We start from the raw sequence: 16,353 nt of genomic DNA on the forward strand, positions 1-16,353 counted from the left end.
GGGATTTCGGAAAATTCGATGATGGCATCATGCCGGTGATTTGCCCGACGTGTCAAACTCGATCGACATGCGGCGGCCGAATTTTTCGGATTTCAAAAACCGCCATACGCGTTTGTCGCCTGACAAACAAAAAGCCCGCTGCCGGGTGTTCGGCGCGGGCTCCATGATTTTTTTGACGATAGCAAAATGCGCCTGATTTGCCCGACGTGTCAAGCGCGATCGTCATGACGATCATGAGCGACGCGTGCGCGCCCGTCGGGCCGGGGTTCGTCAGCATTCGTCATCACTGATCAGTTCCTGATCGCGTAGAGCGGCGTCCTCACGGTGAGCTGATAGACCGGCTTCGGCGCCCATGCGATCTGCGCCGTGATTCCGAACAGGCGGTTGTCATCGTCATCCATGCGATCGAGATCGAGCCTGATCAGCGGCTGGGTATACGACGAGATCGGCGTGATCGAAAGCAGCTGCGCGCCGCCGAACGACTGCAGGCCTGCGCGCGCGGAGACCTTCCAGTTGTTGTCCCACTGATAGAAGCCGCCGACATAGCCTGCCGTGGTGTCGCCGATCCGCGCCAGCGCCGAGTCGATCTCCGAGTGGGTATATTGAATCCCCGCCAGCCAGCCGCGCATCTCCTCGGCGTCGAGCGCGTATTTGGCTTCGACCACGGTGTTGAAGGAGGTGGTCGCCAAGGGCGACGATGGCACCGAGCGCGTCAGCGTCGACTGCAGCGTGAGCGTCGGGAAGGCGCCGCCGTTCTGCTGATACAGATCGGCCTGAAAGCCGAGGAACCAGCCGGTGACCGCAAGCTCCGACCAGCCGGATACGCCATTGTAGGAGGTGCTGCCGGTGAAGCCGCCATACAGCGACAAGGCCTCGCCGAGATCGAACGTCAGCGGAACGTCGACGCCGAGCCCCTGGCTCGTGGGTGCCGACAGCTGCGGCCGCCCAGGCACCGCCGGACGGTCGAGCAGCTGCCGCAAGGTCGCGATCTGCGAGAGCGTTCCGAACAGCGAGATGTCGCCGAGCCCCGTCGACAACGCAGCCCCCGGCACGTAGGCGTAGTTGGTGCGGAAGTCGATATAGAGGTTGGCGAGCCCCGACGACGAGGCCTCCTTCTCCCCATCCTTCGCATCGTCCCTCTTCGCGTCGTCGCTTGCGAAGGCGCCGCCGCTCACGACCAGCGCCATGCCTACGACCATCATGCAGCCCCACCGTCGCACCCTGCCCGCGCGCGACAACAATCCCTCTCGCACCATCTCGACCTCCCCCGCGCTCGAAACTACTCTAGCGCGAGGCGCGGCTTCAAGGGCAGATCGGTCCTTGAGGCAAATGCAGGAGGGATCGTGCGCCGGGCCTCAGTCCGACGGCGCCGAGCCGGCTCCGCGCGCCGCCATGACCTGGCGCAGCACACGTGACAGCTCGTCGACCGAATACGGCTTGTGGATCAGGCTGAAGCCGTGGCGGTCGCCGTCGGCCAGCACATCACTGTAGCCGCTGTTGAGCACGATCGGAATCGTCGGGAGCCGCCGGCGGATCTCCTGGCCGAGCGTGACGCCGTCCATTCCGGGCATGACGACATCGCTGAGCACGAGATCGAAGCCGCCGGGATTGTCATCGATGATGCGCAACGCATCGAAGCCGCTGCGCGCCAGCACGGTTCGATAGCCGAGATCCTCGAGCAGCTGCGTGGAGAACTCACCGATCTCGGGGTGGTCCTCGACCACCAGCACGTTCAAGCGGGCCGCCAGCACCTCCGGCCTGTGCTCGCTCCGCTCGCGCCGTCGCAGCGGCTTCGAGGTGAGCGGCAGCAGCAAGGTCAAGGTCGTGCCCTTGCCGAGCTCGCTTTCGGCCAGCACCCGGCCACCGGACTGATGCACGAAACCGTAGACCTGGGACAGCCCGAGCCCGGTGCCGCGTCCGACTCCCTTGGTGGTGAAGAACGGCTCGAAGATGCGGTCGATCTGGTCAGCAGCAATGCCGCATCCGGTGTCGCTGACGGCGATCGAGACGAACGGCTGCTGTCCGCTCGGCCCTTGCTGTTCAACGCGGTCGCCCTGGATGGTCAGGACGCCCCGGCCGCTCATCGCGTCGCGCGCATTGGCGACGAGGTTGACGAGAGCCGTCTCGAACTGATTGACATCGGCGTCGACGGGAAGCGGCCGCGATCGCAGATCGAGTTCGATCACGGCAGGCGCGCCGAGCACGGTCTGCAGCATGTCCTCGATCTGCTCGATGTGGCCGGCGACGTCGAAGACCTGGCGCTCCATCGGGGTGCGGCGCGCAAAGGCGAGCAGCTGTCCGGTCAGCTTGGCCGCCCGGTCGGCAGTGTCCGAGATCGCATCCACGTAGCGTCGCATACGCTCCGGCGACAGCTGCCGCCGACGCAGGAGATCGGCCGACGATCGGATCACCGTCAGGAGATTGTTGAAGTCGTGCGCGACGCCGCCGGTGAGCTGGCCGATCGCTTCCATCTTCTGGGCCTGGCGGAACGCCTCCTCGGCCTTGCGCCGCTCGGTCAGCTCCACCGCCTCCGGCACGATGGCGACGACCTGTCCGGCTTCGTCACGCACCGGACGCATCTGGAAATCGAACCACCGCCAGCTGCCGACCGGGAGATCGAGGTGCAGCTCCTGCCGGGCCTCGTCACCACGGGCGACGGCGTCGACCAGCGACCTGACGACCTCGGGCATGCCGGGCGTGCCCGCAAACCACGGGGTCTCCCAGAACGGCTGGCCCGCGACCTCATGCAGCGGCGCGGCGATCGCCTCCAGCGAGGTCGCATTGGCGTCCAGCAGCGTGCCATCCACCGACAGCAACGCCTGAAACGTGTAGCTCGCCTCGAAGATCGTCCGCAGCCGCGCCTCCTTGGCCTGCAGCTCCGCGGTCCGCGCCGAGACCTGCGCCTCGAGCCGCTCGTTCAGCTCGCGCAGCGTGGTCTCGGCCTCGCGCCGCACCCGCGACATGTCGATGTTGGCGCGCACGCGCGCCAGCAGCTCGCGCGCACTGAACGGCTTGCTCAGATAGTCGCTGGCGCCGGCATCGAGCCCCTCGACCTTGGCCTCCTCGCCGGCGCGCGCCGAAAGAATGACGATCGGCACGTCACGCAGCTGCGGGTCGCCGCGCAGCGCCTTCAGCAGGCCGAAGCCGTCGAGCCGCGGCATCATGACGTCGGTCAACACCAGATCAGGGCGCCGCCGCCGAACCGCTTCGAGCGCGGCAACGCCATCGCTGACCGTTTCCACCTCATAGTCGTCACCGAGCAGGCGGCGAACATAGTCACGCATGTCGGGATTGTCGTCGGCGAGCACGACGCGATCGCGACCGGACATGGCGGCGGTCCGAACGCCGAGATCGTCGGAAGACGACGGGTGCGGAACGTCGATCGGACCGTCGCCGTTCAGCCAGCTCAGCGCCTCGTCGAGATAGGCGTGCGCCCGCAGGTTCGTCACGGCCTCGGTCCGCGAGCTTCCAACCTGAGCCGCCGGCAGATGCGCGACGCCGAGCGGAAGCCGCACCGAGAACACCGAGCCGCGGCCGTGCTCGCTCTCGGCAATGATTTCGCCGCCATGCAGCTTGACCAGCTCCTGGACCAGCGCCAGGCCGATGCCGCTGCCTTCGAACGAGCGACCGCGCGCGCCTTCGATCCGGCGAAACCGCTCGAACAGATGCGGCAGCTCACTCGGCGGAATGCCAGTGCCGGTGTCGCGAACCCTGAGCTCCGCATGGCGGCGGTCGGCAGTCGGTCCGACCGAGACCTCGATCTCGCCCTCGAAGGTGAACTTGAACGCGTTGGAGACCAGGTTGAGGACGATCTTCTCCCACATGTCGCGGTCGACATGGACGGGCTCAGGGAGTTCGGCCGTGTCGATCAGAAGACGCAAGCCCGCGCGGTCGGTCGCCGAGCGGAAGTTGGAGACCAGCTCGGCTGTGAGGGCCGCGAGATCCACCGGCGCGAACCTCGCCGTCATGCGGCCGGCCTCGATCCGGGAGAAGTCGAGCAGAGTGTTCACCAGCTTCAGCAGGCGGATCCCATTGCGGTGGATCAGCGCCAGAGCGGATCGCTGCTCGTCACCGAGCCCGGCGCCGTGGTGGCCGAGCATGTCCTCGAGCGGACTGAGCATCAGTGTCAGCGGCGTGCGAAACTCGTGGCTGATGTTGGAAAAGAACGCCGTCTTGGCGCGATCGATCTCCGCCAGTGCCTCGGCGCGGCGCCGCTCAGCCTCATAGGCGCCGCCGTTGCTCACGGCAGCGGCGATCTGTCCGGCGACGAGGTTCAGAAAGCGGGCATAGCTCTCGTCATACAGGCGGAACGGGTTGAGCCCCGCGATGACGAAGCCGCCCCGCCCGGCCTCACCGGACGAGGGAATGGGAAGCACCACCGCCTGCTGCGGGGGCTGGCGCCAGCCGCCGCTCGGAAAGGCGGCGCCGAACAGACCCGGAAGGTCACGCACCAGCACGGCGGCCTGCAGCCGCAGTGCCTCGGCGAGCGGCCATGGCCCCTCCGGCTGAATTTTCAGGCTCGGCTTGACCGCCGGATGGTCGCGCGGGATGCCGGTCAGCGCCTCCAGCCGAGCCACCTCGCCGTCCGGCTCGGTCATGTAGATCATGACAAAGGGAAGGTCGCGCGGCTCCTGCGCCAAAGCGTGCGCGCAGCTCGCGCAGGCCTGGTCAGTGCTGCGCGCCTCGGCCCCGGCATTGGCGAGTTCGCGCAGCAGCGACAGCTGGCGCTCGCTGATCACCCGCACGGTGTCGTCGGTGTTGGCGCAGAAGATGCCGCCGGGCGATCCGTCATCGTCGGGAATGGGACTGTAGGAGAACGTGTAGTACGTCTCCTCCGGAAAGCCATTGCGCTCCATGATCAGCAGTTGCGCCTCGACATAGGTGCCACGGTCGCCGCCGCTCGCCTTTGCCAGCAGCGGACCGATGTCCTCCCATATTTCGTGCCAGACCGCGGAGGTCGGGCGCCCCAATGCCCAGGGATGCTTGCCGCCGATGATGGCCTTGTAGGCGTCGTTGTAGAGGTAGGTCAGCTCCCGCCCCCAGCCGATCCAGATCGGCTGCTGGGACGTCAGCATAATCCTGACAGCCGTTTTCAAGCTTTGCGGCCAGTGCTCGGGCGGCCCGATCGGCGTGCTCGTCCAGTCGAACTGCAACATCAGACCGGCGAGTTCGCTGCCCCCGGAAAAAAGCCGTTCGCGCTCGGCCATGCCGAGCCCTTGATCGTGCTCTGGTTGCCGCTGGCCCGGCAAACGCGTCCCCATCGAGAAGTGCAACGCGAGAGGAACGCCGGCCTTTTCCCTCGGTTCCGGTGCCCGGAACGAAAAGTAGCCGGGCAGCATGACGCCCCATCGGCGATAGGGATCGTGTGCGAGGCCAGGCTGATGGGCCGCATCCGAGCTCGACCGCGTCCTGGTCTGTCGGCACCGCGATCCCCTGCGCTCACCATCCTGGCGCCGTGGTCATTCGTCGCGGGCCGTGCCTGGCCATCGCGCGCAACGCAGTTGCACAACGTCATTGGTGCAACGCGGAACATAATCTGTGTTACAGACCGTTCCCCGCCATCCCGCCGCGGTTGATGCCGATCAACGCAGGCGCGCTCCGGTATGGCGGCGCTCGAACACAGGACCTCGGAGACTGCCTTGACCCAACCGCAACGCATGAGCGCACCGACGCATCTCACCACCTACGCTTCCCCGCGCGGGCTCGCGCTGCTGCGCGATCCCCTGCTCAACAAGGGCACCGGCTTCACCGAGCAGGAGCGCGACGCGCTCGGCCTGCGCGGCTTTCTGCCCGCCAGCATCATGTCGATGCAGGCCCAGGCGGAGCGCATCCTGGTCAATCTGCGCAGCCTGTCCAACGATCTCGAGAAGTACGTCGCCCTGAACGCGCTGCACGACCGCAACGAGGCGCTGTTCTTCCGGGTGGTCTGCGACAATATCGACGAGATCCAGCCGCTGATCTACACGCCGACCGTCGGCCTCGCCTGCCAGAAATACGGCCTGATCTTCCAGCGTCCGCGCGGCCTGTTCATCTCCGCCAATGACCGCGGCCGGATCGCCGAGATCCTCGCCAACTGGCCATACCGCGCCAAGCTGATCGTCGTCACCGACGGCGAGCGCATCCTCGGCCTCGGCGATCTCGGCGCCAACGGCATGGGCATCCCCGTCGGCAAGCTGTCGCTCTACTCGGCCTGCGCGGGCATCCATCCCGAAGAATGCCTGCCGGTCATGCTGGACGTCGGCACCAACAACGAAGAGCTGCTGAACGACCCCTATTACATCGGTCTCCGGCAGAAGCGCCTCAGTGGCGAGGCCTATGATTCGTTCGTCGACGAGTTCATGACGGCGGCGCGCGCCGCCTTCCCCGGCGTGCTGATCCAGTTCGAGGATTTCGCCAACCACGCGGCGTTCAAGCTGCTGCATAAATATCGCGATGACGCCTGCGTCTTCAATGACGACATCCAGGGCACCGCGGCGGTCGCGCTCGCCGGCCTGTTCTCGGCGCTGCGCATCACCGGCGGCAAGCTGCGCGACCAGACTGTGCTGTTCCTCGGCGCCGGCGAGGCCGCGACCGGCATCGCCGATCTCGTCGTGTCGGCGATGATGGCCGAAGGGCTTTCGGACGCCGAGGCATTGCGGCGCAACTGGCTGACCGATTCGCGCGGCCTCGTCATCAAGGGCCGCGACAACCTGCACGGCCACAAGCTGCGCTATGCGCACGACCAGGCGCCGATTGGCGACTTCCTGACCGCCATCAAGACGCTCAAGCCGACCGCGATCATCGGCGTGGCCGCAGTCGGCGGCGCCTTCACGCCGGAGGTGCTGCAGGCCATGGCGGAGCTGAACGAGCGTCCGATCATCTTCGCGCTGTCCAATCCGACCTCGAAGGCGGAATGCTCGGCCGAGGCCGCCTATCGCTACACGCAGGGCCGCGCGCTGTTCGCCTGCGGCAGTCCCTACGATCCGGTCAAGCTCGACGGCAAGACCTTCGTGCCGCGTCAGGGCAACAACTCCTACATCTTCCCCGGCGTCGGCCTCGGCGCCATAGCCACCGGCGCGCGGCTGGTGACGGACGAGATGTTCATGGCCGCCGCCCACACCCTGGCGAACTGCGTCACCGGCGCCGACCTCGAGCAGGGCAGCCTGTATCCGGCGCTGCCGCGCATCCGCGAGGTGTCGGCCCATATCGGTGCCGCGGTCGCCGGCGTCGCGTATCAGAACGGGCTCGCGGCCGGACCCGCGCCGAACGACCTGCTCGGCTTCGTCGAGTCGAAGATGTACGACGCGCGCTACTGACTCCGTCATCGCGGATGCCTCTGGTCAGAAGCATCCGCGTTTTTCCCGGATATCGTCCGCGTCGCGGACGCCCGCCTACGGATCGGAAACGATCGCGTTGGTGGGCGTCGGCCGGTCGGTGATCTGCTGGCCGAACAGGCTGGCGATCAGTTCGACCGCGACCCGCGCCGTCTTGCCGCGGTCATCGAGGAAGGGATTGAGCTCGACGATATCGACCGAGCGGACCAGCCCTGAATCGTGCAGCATCTCCATGATGAGATGCGCCTCGCGGTAGGTCGCGCCGCCCGGCACGGTGGTGCCGACACCGGGGGCCACGTCGGGATCGAGGAAGTCGACGTCGAAGCTCACATGCAGGACGCCGTTTCGCGCCGCGACCTTGTCGAGGACACGCCGCATCAGCACGCCGACGCCGAACTCGTCGATGGCGCGCATGTCGGCGATGCTGACGCGCCGCAGCCGCAGCAGTTCCTTCTCGGCCTTGTCGACCGAGCGGATGCCGAACAATTGGAGCTGCGCCGGGGCGATGCTCGCCCGCGGCTCGTCGCCGAGCAGGCCGTCGAGGCCGGGCTCGCCGCACAGGAAGGCCGCGGACATGCCGTGCATGTTGGCGCTGACGGTGGTTTCGGGCGTATTGTAGTCGGCATGCGCGTCGAGCCAGAGCACGAACAGCTCGCGACCGAGGTCACGGCAATGACGCGCGATCCCATTCACCGATCCCATCGACAGCGAATGGTCGCCGCCCAGAAACACCGGAATGGCCCCTGTCTGCGCCAATTCATAGCTGCGGCGCGCCAGCACCCGGGCCCAACGCTGGATCTGACGATAATGCTTGGCTCTTGCAGGCAACTCATCGTCGAGCTCGGCCAGCTCGGTGATGCCGACGTCGCCATAGTCGATGACATCGAGCCCCAGGCTTTCCAGCACCGTGACGAGACCCGCGGTGCGCAGCGCCGCGGGGCCCATCAGCGTGCCGCGCACGGATGCGCCGAGATCAATCGGCGCCCCGAGGACGGCGATGCGATGCGGCGCTGCTGTGTCTGATGGAAGCATGACGAGATCCTTTCACACCGGCTCGACCATAATAGGTGCCGCGCTCGAATGGTGCGACCCGGCGCGGCGATCCACCGGATTCGGGACCCGCCACAGGCGACGGAACCAATCGCGTCAGTGGGCATTTCCTGAGCATTGGAGCCACCCGCGCATTCCGCGAACGGTGGAAGCTCAATCCGGCCGATGAGCGTCGAGAGGGCAACGACATTGAGCAGCGAAACGTTCGAAACACCTCCGCAGCCGGGCGTCGCCGAACGCGCGTTCGACACCGCAACCGACATGTCGCACTCACTCGGCGAGGTGATGGGGACTCTGAGCGCCGCAGTCGACCGGTTGAGCGCAGCGGTCAAGGACGCGCGCCGGCCGGGAACGGCGCTGTCCACCTTGAGCGCCATCACGCGGGAGGCACCGCTGACAAGCCTGTTCGTCGCCTTCCTGTTTGGCGTGGCGGTGGCGCGCCGGCGCTGAGAACGATTAGAATAGTCGCGGACCGCGCCGGTCGAGCTGCGATTCCCACGTCAGCAGCGTGGCGACGAACACCATGATTGCAATGCCGGCGATGCTGATCAGGAGCTGCATCGCAAAGCCGCTTGCGACGTCTGCCAGCACGACCTGGCCGATGAAGGCCAGCAGCACGCCGATACAATAGATCGACAACGAGTTCTCGCCGCACCTGATCATCGCCGCCATCAGCGGACGGATCGGGCCATGCCACTGCCGCGGCGCCAGCCGCGACACGGCGAAGGCGAGCGACAGGAAGTGCAGCAGCCGCACCGGCGCCAGATGGCTCTTGTAGATCGGATAGATCAGGCCGGTGATCGCCGGCGGGATCAGGCCCTCCAGGCTCTTGAACTCCCAGCTCAACGCCATGAACAGGCTGAAGGCGAGATAGGCGAGCGCCACGATCAGAAGCGCGCGTCCGTTCAGCAGCGGACGCAGCCTCGCCGTCCCGCCATAGGCGTACCAGGCGCCGATCACGAACAGGAACTGCCAGGCGAACGGATTGAAATACAGCTCGCCGCTCGGCCATGCCGGCACCTGCCAGCTGAACATCTGCACCATCATGTAGAGCAGGAAGGAGAGCACGAGGGTCACGGTCGCGCTCGTCATCATCAGCCACAGCACGATCGGAAAACAGATGTGCAGGATCGCGAAGGTCAGCAGGATGTCGGTATTCACCGGCGCAAACTGCAGCAGCGCGACGTGCACGAGGGTTGGACCGGGCTCGCGAAACAGGAACCCGGTATTGGTCTCGTCGACGAATCGGGTGCCGCCACCGATGACCCAGACCAGCACCGCATAGGCGAGCAGCAGCACCAGGAAGGCCGCATAGATCTCCCATGCGCGGCGCAACGCGCGCACCACCGTCGTCGCCCAGCCCTGCGTCGACAGCGCGCCGCCATAGGCGAGCATGCAGGTATAGCCTGAGATGAAGACGAACACTTCGGACGTGTCGCTGAAGCCGTAATTGCGCAACGTCAGCCAGGCCAGCGAATTGTCCGGTACGTGATCGACGAAGATGAACCACAACGCCAGCCCGCGGCATGCATCGATCCTGAGATCGCGATGTCCATTGCTGCCATCAGCCACGGCGCCGGGCTTCGCCAGCTGTCGATCACCAGCCATCAAGATGAGCCTCCATCAAGATGAGCCTCGTCTGGTGGCTGACCCGACATGCGCTTCAGGCTGTCCACTGGTCGCGGAACCGCGGCGCGAGCGATACGTGAAAGTGGCCCATGAAGCATTCCGGCGTTGTTTCAGATTCCGTGCGTATTGTCTGTAAACCACCTGCGTCGTTTGCGACCACGCGTTCTGGAACCGCGTTGGGAGCCTTCTCGTAAAAAACTCTGCTCGCAAACGGTGGGGGCAAAGGAACATTGCCGGGATGGTGGTGTTAACCAATTTACTGTCGCGTAGCTGGCAATTGTTCCACTCCCGTATTTACCCGGATTGATTGTAGGCTGGTAAGACGTTGACTTGCAGTGGAAGCGTTAAAGGGGGGTTCCGTGATCCACCGAGGTGTCCAATATACGGTTGTAGCGACTGCTGAACCGGACATTTGGGAATGGCGGTACGAGTTCGGCGATCAGGTCAAGTCCGGACGAACCCAGACGAGGCTTGCCGCCCTCGCCGCCCGGCGCGTGAAGTCGAAGATCGACGCCGCGCTCCGTGCAACCCAGACAGGTTCCGTCACGGCTGCCAATGTCGCCGACCGGCTCGAGATGGCAAAGGCCACGTCGCATGGCCTGACTTGACCTGCTCGGCAGGACGCGCGGCGCGCGATCTGCCTGTCCTCGCTGTTGAGACAGATCAAGGCCTGCGCGCCGCGGTCCGTCATCATGAGGCATGGAAACTCTCGTTTTTCGCTGCTCCCAGACGGGATCGAACGTGCAGGTCGGCTTGGCGGCGTCGCCTCTGGTAGACCCTGTCGATGCCTATGAGGTCGTCCCATGTCCAGCATGCGGACGGCTCCACCTCGTCAACAAGCGGACCGGAAGAACGCTGAGCGACAGGGAGGGCTCGAGATGTCCTACGTTGCAGACGAGCTGACGGCGGCTCCCGCCGCCGGACCATCGCCGCTGCGCCGACTCCGCGCTCTCCTGAAGGCCATCGTCAGCCGGATCGACCTGTCGCATTTTCCGAGGTCCTGCTGCAGCTGATCCCGACGGGCACGCCACAGCCAAGAGACTGATGGTGAATCGGACACACCAAGAGCCGTCGTTCCCGCCCCCCAATACAAATCGAGCCGTCGTTGTTGTCGCAGGGCGACGTCAGGCTCGACCCCCACCATTCACAAGATCGGAGTGATCGGATGCGCGCGTTGTTGATCAGAGTTCTGGCCGTCGCCGCGGCAACCACGGCGTCGACGGCGTGGGCCGCCGACGCGGACCATGGTGCCGACCTCGCCCGGCGCTGGTGCGCCTCATGCCACCTGATCGAAGGCATGCAGAAGCAGGCCAGCGCGGATGTTCCGCCCTTCTCCCAGATCGCGCAGCGGGCGGACTTTACCCCGGAGAAGGTCGCGTTCTTCCTGCTCGACCCCCACCCCAAAATGCCAAGCTTCCCGCTCAACCGGCTGGAGGCGGCCGATATCGCCGCCTATATCGGCTCGCTGCGCAAATAGTGCCGCTGCGCCTGCCGGCGGCCCAATGGCCGCCGCCCCTGCTCGATTGCGACACCAACGCTCAGGTCGCGGGCGGCCTCAGGTCACGCCTCAGGACTTGCCTCAGGACTTGCCTCAGGACTTGGGCTCCGTGGCCTTGCTTGCGGCGGACATGATGCCGGCCGTGATCGTCTTCATGTGCTCGCCGGCGTTGGTGAACTGACTGCGCAGGAATTCGGACTGAATCCGCATCGCCTCCTCCAGCTCGGTCGCGTGGACGAGCTTTCGCGCATGCTCGAACGCCGTCTTGATGTTCTGTTCGGTGAGGGTGAGCGCCTGCTTCGACATGTCGGCAGCAGGGCCGGGAACCGAGCCGATCGATTTTCCGGCCGCGTCGAAGAACATCTCGAAGGCCCTTTCCGCCTGCGCAATGGTCTTTTCGGCCAGGTCTCGCAGTTCAGCGGGCACTTCCAGTTTGGTTTGGGTCATTGTTACGTCCTCCACGACAAGTCCAACTACCACATCTGCACATCCTCGTCCCCGTGCAAATGGAAGCGAGGGCGGCAGGTGGCAGGACCTGTCAGGACGCACCCATGCGCTCGCGTGCGATCTGCAGCGAATACGCGATCGAGGTGAGGTGACGTTCGAACATCCGCTGCGCGCGCTCCTCGGTAATGAGCTCGGCGAGCTCACGCGCATGCTGCAAAGCAAGATCGAGCAGGATGACGGTCTTCCAGAGATCGTTCCGGGCGCCCGGTCGCGTTGGGTCGCACCGGCCCTTTGCCACCGCCACCACAGCTTCCGCGTGAGCCGCCCTGGACCCGGCACGGAACGAGACTGTCCTGGCGCGGAACGGAATAACGTTGGACATGAGCTCTCCCCGATGCTGTTCGCAAAGGCGGATCTGGATCAATTTTTCGCTGTTATACGCGCGGCATTTTACTGAAGCCTTAGACCGGTTGTAGACGGCAAGGCCATTGTGGACCCAACGTCAGCGGCGTGATTAACCCGAAAGCAAACCGCATCGCGCCGGACTTGACGGCCGCGATCGGCGGTAAATCGCTCAGGCGGAAAAGCGGCGACGATAGTCCGCCGGCGACACGCCGAGATGCCGCATGAAAGCACGCCGCATGCGCTCGTCATCGCCGAAGCCGGCCCGCTTTGCGACTTCGACGACGCTGTCGACCTGACCGCCATCGAGCAGCAGACGCGCGGTCTCGACCCTGAGCGCTTCCACCCCCTGAGCCGGCGTCATGCCGGTGCGATTGGCATAGGTCCGTGCAAAGGTCCGGGGCGTCATGCCCGCCCGCGCGGCCAGTGTCTCGACCCTGAGATCGCGCGCGATGTTCTCGATGATCCAGGCATGGAGTGCGCTCAAGCGGCCCTCGACGTCGGAGGCCTGCGCCGCCAGAACGGTCGAAAACGGACTCTGCACGCCGGGTCGCTTGAGGAAGACGACCAGCGTCCGCCTCTCAGTCCCCCGTCTCGCATTGCAGCATGCTGGGAAGAACTGGCAGAATTCGAGGGCATATTGTCCTTTAGGTGATTGGATGACCACCTGTATCAGCCCGACCTCGTAGCGCTGGAGTTTGATGCGATGTCGCACCGCCGGCCACCGATCATGGATGCGATGAATTCGATGATTGCCGTTAACTGGAAAGCAATCGAACCTCGTTGGACAGCGGCCGCGTCGCCATTCGAGAGCCCATACGGCCTCGTTCTGGTCTACGATCGCAGCGGACTGAAGTGCTGCCCGCGCGCCAGGATCCTGACCTGTATGGGTTCGTTACGTCGCGGATTCTCCGTAAGCCCAACGCGGTCGGGCACAGCGAGCGCCTCCGCTACGTCTGGCGTAACGGCAATCCGATCGTGTGGGCTGCCAACGCGAAGATCGGTGAGAGGGTCGCGCCGTTATTGCGCAACGGTGCCTCGCGCCGGGTCGGCGCCGAGCGCCCTGGACCACACAGGCCCCGAGGCGACGAGCGCGTCTGCCCGCTGAGAACAAGGGAACCGCCGGCCGGCCTGGCGGCGACACGAATCAGAGGCGCTGGGAAGGTGCAATTGATGCGATTACTATGCAGACAAGACCAACCATTGCATGCAATCAATGGGGACTGAGGTCAGGACAGTGGGCGATCAGTTCCCGCATGCGACTCTGAGGTGAGCCGCTCGACCATCTCGATCAATTCGATGCGCTGGCCTGGCGCCAGCTTCAGGAACGCCTTCAGAAGTCGAAGGCTCTCCACCGCTTCGCTCGATGGAGCTCCGAGCTTCGTGTGCAGCTCCGCGATGCATGTGGGATTCTTCATCTCGCACCTTTGGCAGGAAACGGTGATGCCAGTCCTTAGCAAACGTCAAGGCCTCGCACGCAAGGTCGATACTGCAGCAATCGAGGCTGAAAGTCTTGGTCTGACGACTGCGACCCTGATCCTCAGAATGGCCCGCCTGGAGATCGATCGCGCGGAACCCGATCAGGTTGAAAGTATGCCAGCGAACAACTCTTGCAGCAAGCCAAACTGACCAGTCGGTCGATTTTGTTGGCACAATTTGAGCTGTCTGGCAGTTTTTGGCGCTGTATACCAGCTAAAATGGTCGTTCATCGAACGGGGAACGGGGATTACAGCAGAGGTAAGCTTGTCCTCCATCTTAGAGGTCTTCTATAATTCGAGCGGGAGCATCACGGTTGCGGTTCCAGCCCGGCTCCGCATCACTCCCGCGATACAGCGGCCGCAGGAAGACCATGCGCACCTATTATTTCGATATGAAGGATGGCATTCCGACCAGAGACCGGACGGGTCTGGAATTTGCGACGAGTGCGGGGGCGATCGAGCACAGCCGCGATCTGGCCCGGCGGCTTCGGCATGATCCGCGCATCACGGACCGCAGGCTTTCGATCGTCGTCGTCGACGAGTCGGGGGCGGAAATCCACCGCGAGCCGGTGTACCCCGCCGCGGTGAAGGCCAGCCTGTCCTGATTTTTCGTGAGAGTGCCGACGTCGAACATCAGACGCCCCGAGCTTCAACTTCCAGTAGATAAAAGATCGTCCGGCTCAACTTTTGAGGGCTGAAACTCCGCGCTCCGAGCTTAGACAGCTACCGGGATCGCGCTCACCAGACAAATGGCAGAAGCCGCCACCGCACGCTCGCCTGATAGTCCCGGTAGCCGGACAAATGCGCCGCCAGCACGCTTTCCTCATGCAGCAGGCGCCAGATCAAGACCGGCATGATCACGGCCAGCAGTGAAAGCCCCCACCACGACCCCAGCGCAATCGGAATGCCGGCCAGCATCACCAGCGCCGCAGCATACATCGGATGGCGAACGACGGCGTAGGGCCCGGTGGATATGACGGATTGATCGCGAGCCACCTCGACCGTCGCTGCCGAAAAGCTGTTCTCCCGGAATACGAGCCCGATCCCCCCGAATCCGAGCACGACCAGCAGATCGCCGCCGATGACGACGAGTGATGTCACCTGAGACCAGCCGAAGCGGTGATCCAGCGCCGGCACCACGAGCAGCCACACGAACCACAACGAGATGATCGTCATGATCAGGCGTTGAACCGGCTCCTTTTCCGCAAAGGGCCCTCCTCGCAGGCGGCGCTGAAGGAGTGCCCGGTCGCGCCGCATCAGGTCGATCGAGATGATGAGCGATGCACTGAAATACGTCAGCAGGAACAGCCAGGCCTGCCAGTAGTGCACGGTCCCGGCGGCGGCGAAGATCGCGCCGGCCATCACGAGCATCAGCAAGACGAGGCTTGCCAGGGTCTTGGCGTTGAGGCCGTCCATGCGGGGCACAATAACCGCGAAGCCGGTCCGTTCCGCTTCCTTTATTGCTGCTTCTCCCAGAACGACAGCAGCCCCTGTGAGGCCGAGCCGCCGATCACGCAGGGGATGCCGACCGCGACCTGGCCGAGCGCGGCAGCGGAGACACAGCCGAGCGCCAATGCGCCGACGCCGAGCTGCCCCCAGAAGTCCATGTCGCGCCGTGCGTCAGAGCCCTTGAGCTTGAGCTCGTCCACCGCGGCGACGGCATCCTTGCGCACGGCACCGAGCTGCACCGTATCGGCCGCCTCGACCACCTCCCGCAGCGGCTCCTTGACCGGACCCGACTGCCGCGCCAGCTCCTCGCGGAGATAATCGCGCAGGCTGGCGTCGCGGACCGCGTAGCTCGCGAGCGTATAGCGCGCCATGCTGCCGACGGTCAGCTTGTCGACGGTGTCGCGGCTCTTCGACCAGGGCAGCATCTGCACGATGCGCTGGATCGGCACACGAGAGCCGGTCGCGAAGTAATAGCCCCAGAGGATGTCGAGCAGATCCTGGTGGGTCGCGTAGCTGAGGCGCGTATCCAGCTTGCGCTCCTCCTTCTTGAACGGGTTCTGCGTCAGCGCGCCGCGCAGCTTGTCCATCATGCCCGGCTTCACCTCCTCGAGCGGGATCTCCATCAGGATCGGCTGCGTGCCGCTGAGATAGCCGTCGATCATCACGCGACGACCCGGCATCTTGGGCGCGACCTTGCGCATGAGATTGCGCCAGTCGGGCAGGCCTGAATAGGCGATGGCGCGCACGATGACCCACTCCTCCTCGGGAGGAACGGGGAAGAAACTGTTGACGAGCTGCTCGGCCTTTGCCGGGTTGGAGCCGATCGCGCCGGCAATGAAGCCGAGATAGATGCCGGAGTTCTCCGGCTCCTTGAATGTCTGTGAGTGGAACAGCACCCGCACGGCTGCCGGCACATGGGCGTAATCGGGCTTGGTCCGGTAGTTGTAGATCCAGTTCTGAACGACCCCGAGCGATGCGCGCGGATCGATTTCGGGAACGACCGCCGCGGCAAGAGCCGATTGGACGAAAGTACAAGCGATGAGGGCCAGAGCGATGGCGCGCATGATCTGCTCCCGACAAACGTTCG

16 protein-coding genes are annotated in these 16,353 nt (G+C 64.9%); 5 read left to right on the forward strand and 11 right to left on the reverse strand.

What is annotated here, in order from left to right:
- Positions 1–52: 52 nt before the first annotated feature.
- From QQL87_RS12125 to QQL87_RS12135, 3 genes are all read right to left on the reverse strand, one after another.
- On the reverse strand, positions 53–277 hold the full coding sequence (locus QQL87_RS12125) for a hypothetical protein (protein WP_284417952.1): 225 nt from the start codon (positions 275–277) through the stop codon (positions 53–55).
- A 13-nt stretch (positions 278–290) separates the two neighbouring features.
- A complete protein-coding gene (locus tag QQL87_RS12130) occupies positions 291–1,202 on the reverse strand; it encodes a hypothetical protein (protein WP_284417951.1) in 912 nt (303 codons plus the stop codon).
- Positions 1,203–1,355: 153 nt separating this feature from the next.
- Entirely contained in the window at positions 1,356–5,207 is a 3,852-nt protein-coding gene (locus QQL87_RS12135; protein WP_284417950.1) for an ATP-binding protein, read from the reverse strand.
- Between the two features lie 450 nt (positions 5,208–5,657).
- On the opposite strand from QQL87_RS12135, the gene QQL87_RS12140 reads away from it, so the two are divergent.
- Positions 5,658–7,295 (forward strand): NAD-dependent malic enzyme, encoded by a 1,638-nt coding sequence (locus QQL87_RS12140; protein ID WP_284418168.1) that lies wholly within the window; start codon positions 5,658–5,660, stop codon positions 7,293–7,295.
- A gap of 75 nt (positions 7,296–7,370) precedes the next feature.
- Here QQL87_RS12140 and rocF read toward each other — a convergent pair whose 3' ends face one another.
- Entirely contained in the window at positions 7,371–8,345 is a 975-nt protein-coding gene (gene rocF / locus QQL87_RS12145) for an arginase (RefSeq protein WP_284417949.1), read from the reverse strand.
- Positions 8,346–8,552: 207 nt separating this feature from the next.
- Between rocF and QQL87_RS12150 the strand changes: the two genes are divergently transcribed.
- On the forward strand, positions 8,553–8,813 hold the full coding sequence (locus QQL87_RS12150) for a hypothetical protein (RefSeq protein WP_284417948.1): 261 nt from the start codon (positions 8,553–8,555) through the stop codon (positions 8,811–8,813).
- A 6-nt stretch (positions 8,814–8,819) separates the two neighbouring features.
- Here the strand turns inward: QQL87_RS12150 and QQL87_RS12155 are convergent, their stop codons facing one another.
- Positions 8,820–9,971 (reverse strand): OpgC domain-containing protein, encoded by a 1,152-nt coding sequence (locus QQL87_RS12155; RefSeq protein ID WP_284417947.1) that lies wholly within the window; start codon positions 9,969–9,971, stop codon positions 8,820–8,822.
- 899 nt (positions 9,972–10,870) lie between these two features.
- On the opposite strand from QQL87_RS12155, the gene QQL87_RS12160 reads away from it, so the two are divergent.
- Together QQL87_RS12160 and QQL87_RS12165 are read left to right on the forward strand one after the other, a co-directional pair.
- Positions 10,871–11,005, forward strand: coding sequence for a hypothetical protein (locus tag QQL87_RS12160; protein ID WP_284417945.1), 135 nt, complete (start codon positions 10,871–10,873; stop codon positions 11,003–11,005).
- 152 nt (positions 11,006–11,157) lie between these two features.
- Positions 11,158–11,469: a c-type cytochrome gene (locus tag QQL87_RS12165; RefSeq protein ID WP_284417944.1), complete on the forward strand. Its 312-nt coding sequence runs from the start codon at positions 11,158–11,160 to the stop codon at positions 11,467–11,469.
- A 114-nt stretch (positions 11,470–11,583) separates the two neighbouring features.
- Here QQL87_RS12165 and QQL87_RS12170 read toward each other — a convergent pair whose 3' ends face one another.
- The 4 genes from QQL87_RS12170 to QQL87_RS12185 all read right to left on the reverse strand — a co-directional run bounded on the left by QQL87_RS12170 (position 11,584) and on the right by QQL87_RS12185 (position 13,757).
- Entirely contained in the window at positions 11,584–11,937 is a 354-nt protein-coding gene (locus QQL87_RS12170) for a phasin (RefSeq protein WP_284418167.1), read from the reverse strand.
- A gap of 91 nt (positions 11,938–12,028) precedes the next feature.
- The gene (locus tag QQL87_RS12175) at positions 12,029–12,319 is read right to left on the reverse strand and encodes a hypothetical protein (RefSeq protein ID WP_284417943.1); all 291 of its coding nucleotides are present in this window, start codon (positions 12,317–12,319) and stop codon (positions 12,029–12,031) included.
- A gap of 192 nt (positions 12,320–12,511) precedes the next feature.
- Positions 12,512–12,883, reverse strand: a complete 372-nt coding sequence (locus QQL87_RS12180) for a helix-turn-helix domain-containing protein (RefSeq protein WP_284417942.1) — start codon at positions 12,881–12,883, stop codon at positions 12,512–12,514.
- A 685-nt stretch (positions 12,884–13,568) separates the two neighbouring features.
- Complete coding sequence (locus QQL87_RS12185; RefSeq protein WP_284417941.1) at positions 13,569–13,757, reverse strand: hypothetical protein; 189 nt, start codon at positions 13,755–13,757, stop codon at positions 13,569–13,571.
- Positions 13,758–14,188: 431 nt separating this feature from the next.
- Between QQL87_RS12185 and QQL87_RS12190 the strand changes: the two genes are divergently transcribed.
- Positions 14,189–14,422, forward strand: a complete 234-nt coding sequence (locus QQL87_RS12190; RefSeq protein ID WP_012028945.1) for a DUF6894 family protein — start codon at positions 14,189–14,191, stop codon at positions 14,420–14,422.
- 133 nt (positions 14,423–14,555) lie between these two features.
- Here the strand turns inward: QQL87_RS12190 and QQL87_RS12195 are convergent, their stop codons facing one another.
- Positions 14,556–15,233, reverse strand: coding sequence for a methyltransferase family protein (locus QQL87_RS12195; protein ID WP_284417940.1), 678 nt, complete (start codon positions 15,231–15,233; stop codon positions 14,556–14,558).
- A gap of 41 nt (positions 15,234–15,274) precedes the next feature.
- Positions 15,275–16,330 (reverse strand): hypothetical protein, encoded by a 1,056-nt coding sequence (locus QQL87_RS12200; protein WP_284417939.1) that lies wholly within the window; start codon positions 16,328–16,330, stop codon positions 15,275–15,277.
- Positions 16,331–16,353: the final 23 nt, after the last annotated feature.

The organism is Bradyrhizobium sp. SSBR45G (genome assembly GCF_030159255.1).
Classification (GTDB): Bacteria; Pseudomonadota; Alphaproteobacteria; order Rhizobiales; family Xanthobacteraceae; genus Bradyrhizobium.

Coding starts and splice junctions, on each gene's coding strand:
- QQL87_RS12125 (WP_284417952.1), bottom strand. CDS start 277: ATGCTGACGAACCCCGGCCCGACGGGCGCGCACGCGTCGCTCATGATC.
- QQL87_RS12130 (WP_284417951.1), bottom strand. CDS start 1,202: ATGATGGTCGTAGGCATGGCGCTGGTCGTGAGCGGCGGCGCCTTCGCA.
- QQL87_RS12135 (WP_284417950.1), bottom strand. CDS start 5,207: ATGGCCGAGCGCGAACGGCTTTTTTCCGGGGGCAGCGAACTCGCCGGT.
- QQL87_RS12140 (WP_284418168.1), top strand. CDS start 5,658: ATGAGCGCACCGACGCATCTCACCACCTACGCTTCCCCGCGCGGGCTC.
- rocF (WP_284417949.1), bottom strand. CDS start 8,345: ATGCTTCCATCAGACACAGCAGCGCCGCATCGCATCGCCGTCCTCGGG.
- QQL87_RS12155 (WP_284417947.1), bottom strand. CDS start 9,971: ATGGCTGGTGATCGACAGCTGGCGAAGCCCGGCGCCGTGGCTGATGGC.
- QQL87_RS12160 (WP_284417945.1), top strand. CDS start 10,871: ATGTCCTACGTTGCAGACGAGCTGACGGCGGCTCCCGCCGCCGGACCA.
- QQL87_RS12165 (WP_284417944.1), top strand. CDS start 11,158: ATGCGCGCGTTGTTGATCAGAGTTCTGGCCGTCGCCGCGGCAACCACG.
- QQL87_RS12170 (WP_284418167.1), bottom strand. CDS start 11,937: ATGACCCAAACCAAACTGGAAGTGCCCGCTGAACTGCGAGACCTGGCC.
- QQL87_RS12175 (WP_284417943.1), bottom strand. CDS start 12,319: ATGTCCAACGTTATTCCGTTCCGCGCCAGGACAGTCTCGTTCCGTGCC.
- QQL87_RS12185 (WP_284417941.1), bottom strand. CDS start 13,757: ATGAAGAATCCCACATGCATCGCGGAGCTGCACACGAAGCTCGGAGCT.
- QQL87_RS12190 (WP_012028945.1), top strand. CDS start 14,189: ATGCGCACCTATTATTTCGATATGAAGGATGGCATTCCGACCAGAGAC.
- QQL87_RS12195 (WP_284417940.1), bottom strand. CDS start 15,233: ATGGACGGCCTCAACGCCAAGACCCTGGCAAGCCTCGTCTTGCTGATG.
- QQL87_RS12200 (WP_284417939.1), bottom strand. CDS start 16,330: ATGCGCGCCATCGCTCTGGCCCTCATCGCTTGTACTTTCGTCCAATCG.